The organism is Pseudomonas urethralis, from assembly GCF_021602465.1.
Taxonomy (GTDB): domain Bacteria; phylum Pseudomonadota; class Gammaproteobacteria; order Pseudomonadales; family Pseudomonadaceae; genus Aquipseudomonas; species Aquipseudomonas vlassakiae.
In genome coordinates this window covers 299,328-312,249 of record NZ_BQIJ01000001.1, presented here as the reverse complement: position 1 = coordinate 312,249, position 12,922 = coordinate 299,328, and the positions used below count along the sequence as shown (strand labels likewise).

Sequence of the window (12,922 nt, the reverse complement as noted above, 5' to 3'; positions counted from 1 at the left end):
CTCAGACCCCCAGTTCCTGGCGCTGACGGCGCAGGTGATCAGGCATTTCCTTGTACACGTCCTCGAACATCGAGGCCGCGCTCGGGATATGGCCGTTGGCCAGGGTGCCGTACTGTTCCGCTTCCTTCTGCGCAGCGATGACCGCGGCTTCGAACTCGGCAGTGGTGGCCTGGTGTTCTTCCTCGGACCAGTGGCCGATCTTGATCAGGTGCTGCTTCAGGCGGGCGATCGGGTCGCCCAGCGGGAAGTGGCTCCAATCATCGGCCGGGCGGTACTTGGACGGGTCGTCCGAGGTCGAGTGCGGGCCGGCGCGGTAGGTGACCCACTCGATCAAAGAGGGGCCGAGGCCGCGGCGGGCGCGTTCGGCGGCCCAGCGCGAGGCGGCGTAGACAGCGACGAAATCGTTGCCGTCGACCCGCAGCGACGCGATGCCGCAACCCACGCCACGGCCGGCGAAGGTGGTCTGCTCGCCACCGGCGATGGCCTGGAAGGTGGAGATCGCCCACTGGTTGTTGACCACGTTGAGGATCACCGGGGCGCGGTAGACGTGGGCGAAGGTGAGGGCGGTGTGGAAGTCCGACTCGGCGGTGGCGCCGTCGCCGATCCAGGCCGAGGCGATCTTGGTATCGCCCTTGATCGCCGAAGCCATGGCCCAGCCGACCGCTTGGACGAACTGGGTCGCCAGGTTGCCGCTGATGGTGAAGAAACCGGCTTCGCGCACCGAATACATGATGGGCAACTGGCGGCCCTTGAGCGGGTCGCGCTCGTTGGACAGCAGTTGGCAGATCATCTCGACCAGCGACACGTCGCGGGCCATGAGGATGCTCTGCTGGCGATAGGTGGGGAAGCACATGTCGGTGCGGTTGAGCGCCAGCGCCTGGGCGCTGCCGATGGCTTCTTCGCCCAGGCTCTGCATGTAGAACGACATCTTCTTCTGGCGCTGGGCAACCACCATGCGGCTGTCGAAGATGCGCGTCTTGAGCATTGCGCGCATGCCCTGGCGGAGGATTTGCGGGTCGATGTCCTCGGCCCAGGGGCCTTGGGCGTTGCCTTGCTCGTCGAGCACGCGGACCAGGCTGTAGGACAGGTCGGCAGTGTCGGCAGCGTCGACATCGATCGGCGGTTTACGGACTTGCCCTGCGTCGTTCAGGCGCAGGTAGGAGAAATCGGTCTGGCAGCCTGGCCGGCCGGTGGGCTCGGGCACATGCAAACGCAGGGGGGCGTACTCGTTCATGCTTTTTACGCTCGCTCGGATGTTGTTTTTGTGAGCTCTGAAGCGGCCGCCGCTGAGTACCGGCTTGTGACTGGCAGGTCAGCGTCATCTACATCTTAGTGGCAGGGCAGGAGAATTTTTCTCTCAAGTTGATTGCCTTTGCCTGGCGGTGGAGATAAACATTCCGGATAAACACAAAAATCCGGTGAATTTGTCTCATGCGCAAGCTCGATCGTACCGATATCGGCATTCTCAACAGCCTCCAGGACAATGCCCGCATCACCAACGCGGAACTGGCGCGCTCGGTGAACCTGTCGCCGACGCCCTGTTTCAACCGGGTCAAGGCCATGGAAGAGCTGGGCGTGATCCGCCAGCAGGTGACCTTGTTGTCCCCGGAAGTGCTGGGGCTGGATGTGAATGTGTTCATCCATGTCAGCCTGGAGAAGCAGGTCGAGCAGGCGTTGCACCGCTTTGAAGAAGAAATCGCCGAACGGCCCGAGGTGATGGAGTGCTACCTGATGACCGGGGACCCGGACTATCTGCTGCGCGTGCTGTTGCCGAGCATCCAGGCGCTGGAGCGGTTTCTCGATTACCTGACGCGGTTGCCGGGGGTGGCCAATATCCGCTCCAGCTTTGCCCTCAAGCAGGTGCGCTACAAGACGGCGTTGCCGTTGCCTTCGAATGGCATGACCTTGCGCGAATAGCTTTCACCCGTACCGGCCCTTTCGCGGGTAAACCCGCTCCCACAGGTACAGCGCAAGCCTCACACAGGGTGTGATTCCTATGGGCGCGGGCGAGCCGGCGAAGAGGCCGGCGCTGCCATACACAGGGTGCTTGATATTTTAAACACCCTCAGCCTATGTTGTTGTCAGCCTATAACAACAAGGACAAGCGTCATGACCACCGCCGCCCACCGCTCGCCTGCCGAGCTCCTCCAGGGCATCGACCAGATCGAATGCGTCACTCCCGACCTCAACGGCGTTCCCCGCGGCAAGGTGATGACCGCCGAGGGCTTCCTCGAAGGCCGCCGCCTGCAAATGGCCCGGGGGGTGCTGTTGCAATGCATCATGGGCGGCTACCCGCCGGCGCGTTTCTATGGCAGTGATGACGGCGACCTGGCGCTGGTGGCGGAGCCCTCGCAGATTCACCGGCTGCCCTGGAGCGAAGAAGGGCTGGCGCTGGCCATCTGTGACGCCAATGAGCTGGATGGCCGGCCCTCGGCGCTGTCCACCCGTGGTCAACTCAAGGCGGTGATCGCCCGTTACGCCGCCTTGGGCCTGGCACCAGTGGTGGCGACCGAACTGGAGTTCTTCGTCTTCGCCCCCAACACCGACCCGCAGCAACCCTTCCTGCCACCGGTTGGCAAGGATGGCCGCCGCGAGCTTGGCCATTCGGCATTCAGCGTCAGCTCCAACAATGGCCTGCGTGCGTTTTTCCAGGAGGTCTACCAGTGCATGGCGGCCTTGGGCCTGCCACGTGACACCTTCATGCATGAAATGGGCGTGAGCCAGTTCGAGATCAATTTATTGCACGGCGACCCCTTGCTGCTGGCCGACCAGACTTTCCTGTTCAAGCACCTGCTCAAGGAGGTGGCGCTCAAGCACGGTCTGAGCGTGGTGTGCATGGCCAAGCCATTGGCGCACACCCCGGGCAGCTCCATGCACATTCACCAGAGCGTCGTGGAAATCGCCAGTGGGCGTAATGTGTTCAGCGACGAGCAAGGCCAGCCGACCGATGCCTTCTACCACTTCATCGGCGGCCAGCAGGCGTGCATGGCCGACTTCACCGCGCTGTTCGCGCCCAACGTCAACTCCTACCAGCGTCTGTGCCACCCCTACGCTTCGCCGAACAATGCCTGCTGGTCCGAAGACAACCGCGCGGCCGGCCTGCGCATTCCGGCCAGTGCCCCGGTGGCGCGGCGGGTCGAGAACCGCCTGCCGGGTGCCGACGCCAACCCCTACCTGGCCATTGCGGCCAGCCTGGCCGCCGGCCTGCACGGTATCGAGCAGCGCCTGCAGCCTGCCCCGGCGATCCAAGGCGAGTTCGAGGTGCCGCAAGCCCTGAGCCTGCCGTGCACCCTGCATGCGGCGCTCGAACGTCTCAAGCGCAGCGCCTTGGCGCGGGAACTGTTCGGCAGCGAGTTCATCGAAGGCTACATTGCCAGCAAGACCCTGGAACTGACCGACTTCTTCAACGAGATCACTCCCTGGGAGCGGCGCGTGCTGGCAGCACAGGCCTGATCGCGACACAATCGGCACTGGACGCGCCCCTGTCCGCTTATTTGGCGGGTAGGGGCCTGCGCCGTGGCCATTTTGCTTTTATGCTTGCCAGCAAGCCAACGCCACCTGATCACGGAGCTCGACGGGACGTATGCGAAACATCTGGAAGCCCTTTCAGTCGTTGTATTTCGCCGCCTTGATGATGTTGATCGGCTCGGGCCTGCTCAGTACCTACCTGGCGCTGCGCCTGGCGGCCGATCATGTCGATAGCCTGTGGGTCGGTGCCTTGATGGCTGCCAACTACTTCGGCCTGGCCGTGGGCGGCAAGGTCGGCCACCGGCTGATCGGCCGGGTAGGGCACATCAGGGCCTATGCCACGTGCGCTGGCATCGTCTGCGCGGCGGTGCTGGGGCATGGCATGACCAGCTGGTTGCCGGTGTGGGTCGGGCTGCGGATGATCGTTGGCCTGGGGATGATGTGCCAGTACATGGTGATCGAGAGCTGGCTCAATGAGCAGGCCGAGGCCAAGCACCGAGGGGCGGTGTTCAGTGGCTACATGATTGCCTCCTACCTTGGCCTGGTGCTTGGCCAGCTGATCCTGGTGGTGCACCCGCAACTGGGCCCGGAACTGCTGATGCTGGTGGCCATGTGCTTCGCCCTGTGCCTGGTGCCGGTGGCGATGACCCGGCGCATCCACCCGGCGCCCCTGCGTCCGGCACCGATGGAGCCCAAGTTCTTCATCAAGCGGGTACCACAGTCGCTCAGTACGGTGCTGGGGTCAGGCCTGATCGTCGGTTCGTTCTATGGCCTGGCGCCGCTCTACGCCTCCAGCCAGGGCTTGTCGACCGAGCAGATCGGTCTGTTCATGGGTTGCTGCATCTTTGCCGGGCTGCTGGTGCAGTGGCCTTTGGGCTGGTTGTCCGACCGCTACGACCGGGCGGTGTTGATCCGCAGCGTTGCGATAGGCCTGGCGCTGGCTTCGGTGCCGCTGGCGTTGCTGCCAAGCGTGCCGCTGGAGGTGCTGTTCAGCATTGGCTTCGTGATTTCATTGTTGCAGTTCTGCCTGTACCCGCTGGCCGTGGCGTTTTCCAATGACCATGTGGAGAGCGAGCGGCGGGTGTCGCTGACGGCCATGCTGCTGGTCACCTATGGCGTCGGTGCCTGTATCGGGCCGCTGGCGGCGGGGGTACTGATGAAGGTGCTGGGCGCGCAGATGCTCTATGCGTTCTTCGCGTTCTTCGCGTTGGTACTGGTGTGGCGCATCCGGCCGAAGGCGGTGACCGGGCTGCACCAGGTGCAGGATGCGCCGTTGGGGCACGTGGCGATGCCGGCGGCGGGTTCGCCATTGTCGGCAGCGCTTGACCCGCGGGTGGATGAGCAGACCGTGCAGGACGTGATGCAGGCGCCGGTGGCGGCTGAGGATACCGAGGATGAGCAGAAGGCTGAGCCGGTGGTAGAGGCTCGGCCTGAGGATGAGGTCAGCAAGTCGGTTTGAGCGTTGTACTGACCTGTACCGGCCTCTTCGCGGGTAAACCCGCTCCCACAGGGACCGCACCGTTTTTTGAAACTTGTATGCAACCTGTAGGAGCGAAGAGGCCGCTCCTGCAAACCTCAAACAAAAACGCCACCCGGTGGGTGGCGTTTTGCATTCAAGGGCCGATCAGTAGTCGTCCTTGTCGAACCGCCGCGCCTCACGTTGCAGCTGGTAGACAAAACTCTCGACCTTGCGCTGTGCCTGGCCATTGAGATTGTGGAAACGCACACCGGCGAAGGTCGTGTTGATCCGCTCTTCATAGTGCAGATGGCGCAGCTCGACCATGGTGTCTACCAGGCCCAGCGGGTTGCTGGCCTTGAAACGCTCGTACACCTGGCCCAGTTGCAGACGGTCCTCGACATCGCCCTCGAAGCGCAATTTGCAGCCGGTGGCAGAGATGTCCAGCAGCTTGCCGCGCAAGGCGCCGTTACCCTTGAGGTAGCTGCCGTCGAGAATGATGTCGACCAGTTGCGACAGCTTCAGCGCGGCGCGGAAGGCATTGCGACGCTGGTGGTAGGTCATCTCTTCGGGCATCGCGCCACGGTAGCAGCGGTGGCCGTCGACTTCGCTGATCTTCAGTTCATGGTTGCACTCCCACGCGATGCGCACACCGTCATGGAAGCCTTCGACGCGGAACGGTTCGCCGTTCTCGATGAATTTTTCGCCGTCGCGCGGGATCATTTCGTCCAGCGCCAGGACATTGCTGTCACGGTCCACATGCACCACATAGCTCTGGAACCGCTGGCTGCGCTCGTGGAAGGTGATGATCAACGGATCATGGCTTTCTTGTAGCTGGCGCAGGTTGGCCGCGATCTCCAAGGGCGTGTTCAGCACCTTCGGCGGTTGCGGGGCATCGGTTTCATTGAACACGGGTTTTCAATCTCCAGGCAAAAACGACACACGCAAGTAACGGCATTTTGCCAGTATGTTCCGTGCCTTGATAGAAGTAATCACACTTGGCTGAGCGCCCGGGGCTTGGCAAGTGGAGAAGTGGCGCCACGGCTGTCGTAGAGCGACGGTGCTTCGCCACCCTGAAGGATTCTGATCTGGTTGGCCGTGACGTGTTGCTGCACCTGGATGATCCGGCCATTGGTCTCGTTGACCTTCTGGCAGGCATCCATCAGCTGGGTCAGCACATCGAGCTGCTGCATGATCAGCTCGCCGTTGTCCGATTGTGCCGCCAATGCCTGCACGCCGGCACGGTTGGCGCTCAGGCCAAGGCTGGCAAGCAGGTTGTTGCGACGCATGCCTTGCTGCTCGAGCAGAACGATCAGCGACTGCTTGCGGGCGAGGATGCCCTCCAGCGGCGCCATGTCGCGACCGTGCAACGCCACTGACTCCTGCTGGAGCAGGTCGAGCAGTTCCTGGGTCGGAGCGATGTCGTCTTCGATCAGTTGCAGCAAAGTGATGTCGTGCATGGCTAACTCTTGGCTTTACATAGCGTCCGTGAAGTCAGCGCGCCGAACGGTCAGCGCTGGGCTTCGAAATCGAGCAGTTTGCTGGCGACGCGGCCGGCATCGACCTGGTAGCTGCCGTCGGCGATCGCCTGCTTCAACTGGGCCACCCGGGCACTGTTGACGACGGGCTGGTCGCGCAGCTTGTCGCTCACCTTTTGCAACTGCTGGGCCTCTTGGCTGAGGTGTACCGCTTCTCCGCTGGCGCTGGCGCTTTTTGGCGCTTCTTGGGTTTCGCCGGTTTTCTCGGCGTTGCCGGACGTGGTGTTGCCACGAACGCCGCCCGTGATGGACGGAGAATTATTCAAACGACTGAAGTCGATGACCATGATCAGAAACCTCTGGGTATTTGGACGCTTGCCTTGTTTTCGGCCAACCCGAAAGAAACTTTAGGCGTAAATGCATAGCCGCCTGTCAGCAAGCTCGCGAACCCGTGTTCTGACACAGTTTAGGAAAAGCGGTTCCTCACCGCCAGCGCAATCTACATGGCGACCTCGACCTGCCCGGGGCCGGTGACACGGGCTTTTACCACGCGCTGCGAATTGAGGTTGCGCACGCGGATCTGTTCGCCCTGGCCACCCTTGGCCAAGGCTTCGCCAGGCATGCGCACGCTCAAGGTGCCGCTGCGCGCGGTGATCACCACATGATCGCCTTTACGCACCACTTCGGCTTGCTCCAGGTGCTGCGGCGTGAGGACCTGGTCGAGTACGGTCGGGCGCAGCATCTTCATGCCGACCGCCTGGTCGAGGTCGGTGAGAAAGCCTTGGGGCAGCGTGCCGACGTCACGCTCGCGCAGGGCCACGTCAGCTTCGCCAACGACGTTGTCGCGCTTGAGCGGGCGGGTCACCACCACCACATCGCGGAACAGCTTCACGGTTGCCGGCACAAAGATGGTCCACGGCGCGCTGCCGTCACAGCGGACCCGCACGGTGACCCGGCCCAGCGGTTGCGCCGGGCTCTCCAGCGAGGCGTCCAGCTGCTGGCTGCACAGTGGCATGCGCAGACGCGGATCGAGCGGGTTGACCTGGATTTCGTAGCGCCCGGGCGTCTGGGTGGTGGCCAGGTAATCCTCGACACTGAATTCAAGAAACCCTTGGGTGACACCGATAAGCTGTTCAGGCAAGGTAACCGCATCCGCCAGCGTGCGAACGCCGGGTGCCAGCAGGCACAGCACGGCGAGCGTGCCGCTCAGCAGGCGCGTCAGTCGTCGGAAATTTGTCGTTTTCGTGTACATGGCGCTCAAAAAAGCAAAGCCCGTGCCGACTTGGTGGTCATGTAGCACCAAAAAGGCAGAACGCATAAGGAGTCAGGCATGGCGGGGGTAATGGATTCAGTCAACCAGCGCACGCAGCTGGTTGGGCAGAATCGCCTGGAATTGCTGCTGTTCCGTCTCAACGGGGCGCAGCTATACGGCATCAACGTGTTCAAGGTTCGCGAAGTGCTGCAGTGTCCGGAGCTGACCGTGCTGCCCAAGTCGCACCCGGTGGTGCGAGGCGTGGCCAACATTCGCGGGGCGACCATTCCGATCCTCGACCTGTCGATGGCGACCGGCCTGCCGGGGTTGCAGGAAGACACGCGCAACAGCTTCGTGATCATCACCGAGTACAACACCAAGACCCAAGGCTTCCTGGTGCACTCGGTCGAGCGCATCGTCAACATGAACTGGGAAGAGATCCATCCGCCACCCAAGGGCACGGGCCGCGACCACTACCTGACCGCCGTCACCCGGGTCGACAACCGAATGGTCGAGATCATCGATGTGGAGAAGGTGCTGGCCGAAGTGGCGCCATCGTCCGAGTCGGTGTCTGCCGGCGTGGTCGACGCCGAGGTGCAGGACAAGGCCACGCTGCTGCGGGTGCTGACCGTCGACGATTCGTCGGTGGCGCGCAAGCAGGTCAGCCGCTGCCTGCAGACGGTGGGGGTGGACGTGGTGGCGCTCAACGATGGCCGACAGGCGCTCGACTACCTGCGCAAGCTGGTGGAGGAGGGCAAAAAGCCGGAAGAAGAGTTCCTGATGATGATCTCCGACATTGAAATGCCGGAAATGGATGGCTATACGCTTACCGCAGAGATCCGCAGCGATCCGCGCATGCAAAAATTGCACATCTGCCTGCATACTTCGCTGTCCGGGGTATTCAACCAGGCGATGGTCAAGAAGGTCGGGGCGGATGATTTCCTGGCCAAGTTCAAGCCGGACGACCTGGCCCAGCGCGTGGTCGACCGGATCAAGGCAGCGAATTGAAGCAGCCGGGGCATGTTTCCGGCACCAGTGATTTAAAAGAGGCGGCAGTAGTGTCTACGGGTAATTTGGAGTTCGAACAGTTCAGGGTCTTCCTGGAAAAAGCCTGTGGCATCCTGCTGGGCGAGAATAAGCAGTACCTGGTTTCCAGCCGTCTCAACAAGTTGATGGAGCAGCAGGGCATCAAGAGCCTGGGCGAGCTGGTGCAGCGGATCCAGACCCAGCCGCGGGGTGGCCTGCGCGAACAGGTAGTGGATGCGATGACCACCAACGAAACCCTGTGGTTTCGCGATACCTACCCGTTCGAAGTGTTGAAGAACAAGGTCATTCCCGAGTTCATCAGGAACAACCCCGGGCAGCGCCTGCGCATGTGGTCGGCGGCTTGCTCGTCGGGGCAGGAGCCGTACTCGATCTCGATGGCCATCGATGAGTTCGAGCGCAGCAACCTGGGCCAGTTGAAGATGGGGGCCCAGATCGTTGCCACCGACCTGTCCGGCTCGATGCTGACCAACTGCAAGACCGGTGAGTACGACAGCCTGGCCATCGCCCGTGGCCTGTCCCAGGAGCGTCTGCAGCGTTACTTCGACGCCAAGGGGCCGGGGCGCTGGGCAGTCAAGCCGGCAATCCGAAGCCGCGTCGAGTTCCGCTCGTTCAACCTGCTCGACAGCTATGCGAGCCTGGGCAAGTTCGACATCGTGTTCTGTCGCAATGTGCTGATCTACTTCTCGGCGCAGGTGAAGAAGGACATCCTGATGCGTATCCATAGCACCCTGAAGCCTGGGGGCTACCTGTTCCTCGGCGCTTCGGAAGCGCTGAACGGGTTGCCGGACCATTACCAGATGGTCCAGTGCAGCCCGGGGATCATCTACCAGGCCAAGTGAATGGGTGGGTCGAGCGCCGCTCGCGCGGCGCATCGCGGATAAATCCGCTCCCACAAGCCATGCGCCGAGGCAGGCGACCGTGGCGTAACAGGTTCGGCGCGTTGCAACAAACTGTAGGAGCGGATTTGTTCGCGAAGCGCCGTGCGGGCGGCGCTCGATTTGTGCCTCACCGTAAAACTGAAGGCAGTCTCCCGCGCTGACGTCAATTTTTTGTTTTGCCGCTTTTGCCGCCCGGCAATTGCCGCTTTCGCTTCGCCAGGCGGAAGCAGTTTGCCGCTTTTCTGGCATCACGCCATCAGCTAGCAGCGTCGAAGCCCAGCATTTCCGGGCTTTCGGAATTCTGGCACAGCCCTTGCTATACCTTGCTCAACGAAATTCCGGCCAACCTTCGAAGGTTCCCCGACATGAGCATCAGTTTCGACAAGGCGCTTGGCATTCACGAAAAGGCACTGGGCTTCCGCGCCCAGCGCGCCGAAGTGCTGGCCAACAACATCGCCAACGCCGACACGCCCAACTACAAGGCGCGTGACATGGACTTCTCGTCGGTGCTCGCCGCCGAGAGCCAGAAGCAGCAAAGCGGCCGCTTCGCCATGGACCGCACCAACAGCCGCCACATCGAGGCCGAAGGCCTGGCAATGGCCGACGACACCTTGCAATACCGCGTGCCGACCCAGCCATCGATCGACCAGAACACCGTGGACGCCCAGATCGAGCAATCGAACTACACGGAGAACGCCATCGGTTTCCAGGCCAGCTTCACCTTGCTCAACAGTAAATTCAAAGGGCTGGTTTCGGCCCTGCGCGGAGAGTAATTCATGTCCCTTTCCAGTGTTTTCAACATTGCCGGCAGTGGCATGAGCGCGCAGAACACCCGCCTCAACACCGTCGCCTCGAACATCGCCAACGCCGAGACCGTGTCGTCGAGCATCGATCAGACCTACCGTGCGCGCCACCCGGTGTTCGCCACCACCTTCCAGAACGCGCAAAGCGGCGTCAGCCAGTCGCTGTTCGAGGACCAGGGCGAAGCAGGGCAGGGTGTGCAGGTCAAGGGTATCGTCGAAGACCAGAGCAACCTGGAAGCGCGCTACGAGCCGAATCATCCGGCGGCGAACAAGGACGGCTACGTCTATTACCCGAACGTCAACGTGGTCGAGGAGATGGCTGACATGATCTCCGCCAGCCGTGCGTTCCAGACCAACGCCGAGCTGATGAACACCGCCAAGAACATGATGCAGAAAGTACTGACCCTGGGTCAGTGATAAGGAATCCAGACCATGGCAGTCGATAGCACCAGCGGTGTGAACCTCAACGACGTCATCGCGGCGTCCGGTGTCAGCTCCAGCACCAAGAAAACCACCGCGACCAATTCTGCGACCAGCTCCGCGACCGGTGGGCAGGCCCTCGGCAAGGATGCGTTCCTGCAGTTGCTGGTCACCCAGATGCAGCACCAGAACCCGCTGGATCCGCAGGACAACAGCGAATTCGTCGCCCAGTTGGCGCAGTTCAGCAGCCTCGAAGGCATCACCTCGCTGAACCAGTCGGTCAGTGCGATCACCGGCGCCATGGCGTCGTCCCAGGCACTGCAGGCGTCCTCGCTGGTCGGCCGCTCGGTGATCGTGCAGAACGACAAGGCGATCGTCGATACCGCCGACAGCTTCAACGCACAGTTCGTGGTGCCGCAGGCGATCAGCGAGGCCAAGATCACCATCACCGACAAGGATGGCAACACGGTCAAGACCATCGAACTGGGCGAGCAGAAAGCCGGTTACAGCGACTTCATCTGGGACGGTACCAACAACAAGGGCGAGAAGGTCGACCCGGGTACCTATACCTTCGCAGCCACCACCACGGTGGACGGCAAGGCGGTGCAGATGAACACCCTGCTGCCGGCCAAGGTCACCAGCGTCAGCTTCAACACCACCGGCGAGATGGTGCTGAACCTGGCCGGCGTGGGCAAGGTATCCCTGTCCGACGTACAAACCATCGGTATCTAAGGCCGACAGAACGGCAAAAGGAGCAACAGCATGTCTTTCAATATCGGCCTTAGCGGTCTGTACGCAGCCAACAAGCAGCTGGACGTTACCGGCAACAACATTGCCAACGTCAACACCACCGGCTTCAAATCCTCGCGCGCCGAGTTCGCCGATGTCTACGCCGGCGCCAACCGCCTGGGTGTGGGCAAGAACCAGGTCGGCAACGGCGTGCGCCTGGCGGCGATTTCCCAGCAGTTCAGCCAGGGTGACGTCAACAACACCGGCAACGTGCTGGACATGGGTATCCAGGGTCAGGGCTTCTTCGTGCTGTCGGACAACGGTGCGCGCGTATACACCCGTGCCGGTGCCTTCCAGAACAGCAAGGACAACTACGTGGTGACCTCTGACGGCTTGCGCCTGCAAGGCTATGCCGCCGACGAGAACGGCAACATCAAGCGCGGCGCGCTGACTGACCTGAAGATCGATACTTCGGCACTCGCGCCCAAGGCCACCACACTCATCGACCAGGGCATCAACCTCAACTCCGAGGCGACTATCATCCCGCTGCCGAGCGCCACGCCAGCCGGTCCGACGTTCGACCCTGCGGATGACACCACCTACACCAAGTCCTTCCCGACCAAGGTGTATGACAGCCAGGGCAACGAGCACACCATGGAGCAGTTCTACCGCAAGACCGGTACGAACCAGTGGACCATGTACACCCTGATCGATGGTCGCAACCCGATGGATCCGACTTCCACCGCACCGCTGGAAGCGTCCATGACCTTCAACTCCGACGGTAGCGTGGCGTCCATGGCCACCGACCCGGCGAGCATCCCGGTGGGTGCCCCGGCGGGTGCGCAGTGGGATGTGACCAACAACACCTTCACCCTCAAGGGCTGGATCCCTGCCGCCAAGGATGCCTCGGGCAACTGGGCCTCCAATGGCTCGGCGGAAAACACCGCTGGCATGCGCCTGTCGATGAACAGCACGACCTCCTACAACACCGAGACCGCGCGCATGTCGCAGTCCCAGGATGGTTATGCCACCGGCATCCTGTCGAGCCTGTCGATCGACTCCACCGGGGTGATGTTCGCCAGTTTCAGCAACCAGCAGTCCCGCGCGATCGGTCAGGTGGCCCTGGCCAGCTTTGCCAACGAGCAAGGGCTGCAGCAGATCGGCGGCACGCGCTGGACCGAGACCTACTCCTCGGGGATTCCGGGTATCGACTCGCCGAAGACCGGCACCTTGGGCAGCGTCGAGTCCAACTCGCTGGAGGCCTCGAACGTCAACCTGACCCAGGAGCTGGTCGAGCTGATCAAGGCGCAGAGCAACTACCAGGCGAACGCCAAGACCATCTCCACCGAAAGCACCATCATGCAGACCATCATCCAGATGACTTGATGGTC

Annotated in this window: 14 protein-coding genes; 9 read left to right on the top strand and 5 right to left on the bottom strand. The window is 62.1% G+C overall.

The window, feature by feature from the left end:
• Position 1 precedes the first annotated feature (1 nt).
• Positions 2–1,234: a 3-methyl-2-oxobutanoate dehydrogenase (2-methylpropanoyl-transferring) subunit alpha gene (locus tag L6D64_RS01410; protein WP_054886333.1), complete on the bottom strand. Its 1,233-nt coding sequence runs from the start codon at positions 1,232–1,234 to the stop codon at positions 2–4.
• Between the two features lie 197 nt (positions 1,235–1,431).
• Between L6D64_RS01410 and bkdR the strand changes: the two genes are divergently transcribed.
• The 3 genes from bkdR (at position 1,432) to L6D64_RS01395 (ending at position 4,927) form a co-directional block, all read left to right on the top strand.
• Positions 1,432–1,917, top strand: a complete 486-nt coding sequence (gene bkdR, locus L6D64_RS01405) for a Bkd operon transcriptional regulator BkdR (RefSeq protein WP_012315571.1) — start codon at positions 1,432–1,434, stop codon at positions 1,915–1,917.
• A gap of 294 nt (positions 1,918–2,211) precedes the next feature.
• Positions 2,212–3,453, top strand: a complete 1,242-nt coding sequence (locus tag L6D64_RS01400) for a glutamine synthetase family protein (RefSeq protein ID WP_176508775.1) — start codon at positions 2,212–2,214, stop codon at positions 3,451–3,453.
• 130 nt (positions 3,454–3,583) lie between these two features.
• Positions 3,584–4,927 carry an MFS transporter gene (locus L6D64_RS01395; RefSeq protein ID WP_176508751.1) on the top strand — a complete coding sequence of 448 codons (1,344 nt, stop codon included), beginning with the start codon at positions 3,584–3,586 and terminating at the stop codon, positions 4,925–4,927.
• A gap of 165 nt (positions 4,928–5,092) precedes the next feature.
• Here the strand turns inward: L6D64_RS01395 and L6D64_RS01390 are convergent, their stop codons facing one another.
• The 4 genes from L6D64_RS01390 to flgA form a co-directional block, all read right to left on the bottom strand.
• Positions 5,093–5,836 (bottom strand): flagellar brake protein, encoded by a 744-nt coding sequence (locus L6D64_RS01390; RefSeq protein ID WP_176508752.1) that lies wholly within the window; start codon positions 5,834–5,836, stop codon positions 5,093–5,095.
• A gap of 80 nt (positions 5,837–5,916) precedes the next feature.
• Positions 5,917–6,384 carry a flagella synthesis protein FlgN gene (locus L6D64_RS01385; RefSeq protein ID WP_176508753.1) on the bottom strand — a complete coding sequence of 156 codons (468 nt, stop codon included), beginning with the start codon at positions 6,382–6,384 and terminating at the stop codon, positions 5,917–5,919.
• 50 nt (positions 6,385–6,434) lie between these two features.
• Positions 6,435–6,749 (bottom strand): flagellar biosynthesis anti-sigma factor FlgM, encoded by a 315-nt coding sequence (flgM, locus tag L6D64_RS01380; protein ID WP_176508754.1) that lies wholly within the window; start codon positions 6,747–6,749, stop codon positions 6,435–6,437.
• A 152-nt stretch (positions 6,750–6,901) separates the two neighbouring features.
• Positions 6,902–7,654 (bottom strand): flagellar basal body P-ring formation chaperone FlgA, encoded by a 753-nt coding sequence (gene flgA, locus L6D64_RS01375; protein WP_054886327.1) that lies wholly within the window; start codon positions 7,652–7,654, stop codon positions 6,902–6,904.
• Positions 7,655–7,732: 78 nt separating this feature from the next.
• Here flgA and L6D64_RS01370 point away from each other — a divergent pair, with 78 nt between their 5' ends.
• From L6D64_RS01370 to flgE, 6 genes are all read left to right on the top strand, one after another.
• Positions 7,733–8,662 (top strand): chemotaxis protein CheV, encoded by a 930-nt coding sequence (locus L6D64_RS01370; protein WP_054886326.1) that lies wholly within the window; start codon positions 7,733–7,735, stop codon positions 8,660–8,662.
• A gap of 50 nt (positions 8,663–8,712) precedes the next feature.
• Positions 8,713–9,540, top strand: coding sequence for a protein-glutamate O-methyltransferase CheR (gene cheR / locus L6D64_RS01365; protein ID WP_054886325.1), 828 nt, complete (start codon positions 8,713–8,715; stop codon positions 9,538–9,540).
• Positions 9,541–9,944: 404 nt separating this feature from the next.
• Positions 9,945–10,352, top strand: a complete 408-nt coding sequence (gene flgB, locus L6D64_RS01360; protein ID WP_054886324.1) for a flagellar basal body rod protein FlgB — start codon at positions 9,945–9,947, stop codon at positions 10,350–10,352.
• A gap of 3 nt (positions 10,353–10,355) precedes the next feature.
• A complete protein-coding gene (flgC, locus tag L6D64_RS01355) occupies positions 10,356–10,799 on the top strand; it encodes a flagellar basal body rod protein FlgC (RefSeq protein WP_027921143.1) in 444 nt (147 codons plus the stop codon).
• A 15-nt stretch (positions 10,800–10,814) separates the two neighbouring features.
• Positions 10,815–11,534: a flagellar hook assembly protein FlgD gene (gene flgD / locus L6D64_RS01350; RefSeq protein WP_176508755.1), complete on the top strand. Its 720-nt coding sequence runs from the start codon at positions 10,815–10,817 to the stop codon at positions 11,532–11,534.
• Between the two features lie 30 nt (positions 11,535–11,564).
• Complete coding sequence (flgE, locus tag L6D64_RS01345; protein WP_176508756.1) at positions 11,565–12,917, top strand: flagellar hook protein FlgE; 1,353 nt, start codon at positions 11,565–11,567, stop codon at positions 12,915–12,917.
• The last annotated feature ends 5 nt before the right edge of the window (positions 12,918–12,922 follow it).

What these genes read in the sequence shown, in the direction of transcription:
- bkdR (WP_012315571.1), top strand. Translation starts at nt 1,432, where the DNA reads ATGCGCAAGCTCGATCGTACCGATATCGGCATTCTCAACAGCCTCCAG.
- flgB (WP_054886324.1), top strand. Translation starts at nt 9,945, where the DNA reads ATGAGCATCAGTTTCGACAAGGCGCTTGGCATTCACGAAAAGGCACTG.
- L6D64_RS01395 (WP_176508751.1), top strand. Translation starts at nt 3,584, where the DNA reads ATGCGAAACATCTGGAAGCCCTTTCAGTCGTTGTATTTCGCCGCCTTG.
- L6D64_RS01385 (WP_176508753.1), bottom strand. Translation starts at nt 6,384, where the DNA reads ATGCACGACATCACTTTGCTGCAACTGATCGAAGACGACATCGCTCCG.
- flgD (WP_176508755.1), top strand. Translation starts at nt 10,815, where the DNA reads ATGGCAGTCGATAGCACCAGCGGTGTGAACCTCAACGACGTCATCGCG.
- flgC (WP_027921143.1), top strand. Translation starts at nt 10,356, where the DNA reads ATGTCCCTTTCCAGTGTTTTCAACATTGCCGGCAGTGGCATGAGCGCG.
- flgE (WP_176508756.1), top strand. Translation starts at nt 11,565, where the DNA reads ATGTCTTTCAATATCGGCCTTAGCGGTCTGTACGCAGCCAACAAGCAG.
- flgA (WP_054886327.1), bottom strand. Translation starts at nt 7,654, where the DNA reads ATGTACACGAAAACGACAAATTTCCGACGACTGACGCGCCTGCTGAGC.
- flgM (WP_176508754.1), bottom strand. Translation starts at nt 6,749, where the DNA reads ATGGTCATCGACTTCAGTCGTTTGAATAATTCTCCGTCCATCACGGGC.
- L6D64_RS01370 (WP_054886326.1), top strand. Translation starts at nt 7,733, where the DNA reads ATGGCGGGGGTAATGGATTCAGTCAACCAGCGCACGCAGCTGGTTGGG.
- L6D64_RS01400 (WP_176508775.1), top strand. Translation starts at nt 2,212, where the DNA reads ATGACCGCCGAGGGCTTCCTCGAAGGCCGCCGCCTGCAAATGGCCCGG.
- L6D64_RS01410 (WP_054886333.1), bottom strand. Translation starts at nt 1,234, where the DNA reads ATGAACGAGTACGCCCCCCTGCGTTTGCATGTGCCCGAGCCCACCGGC.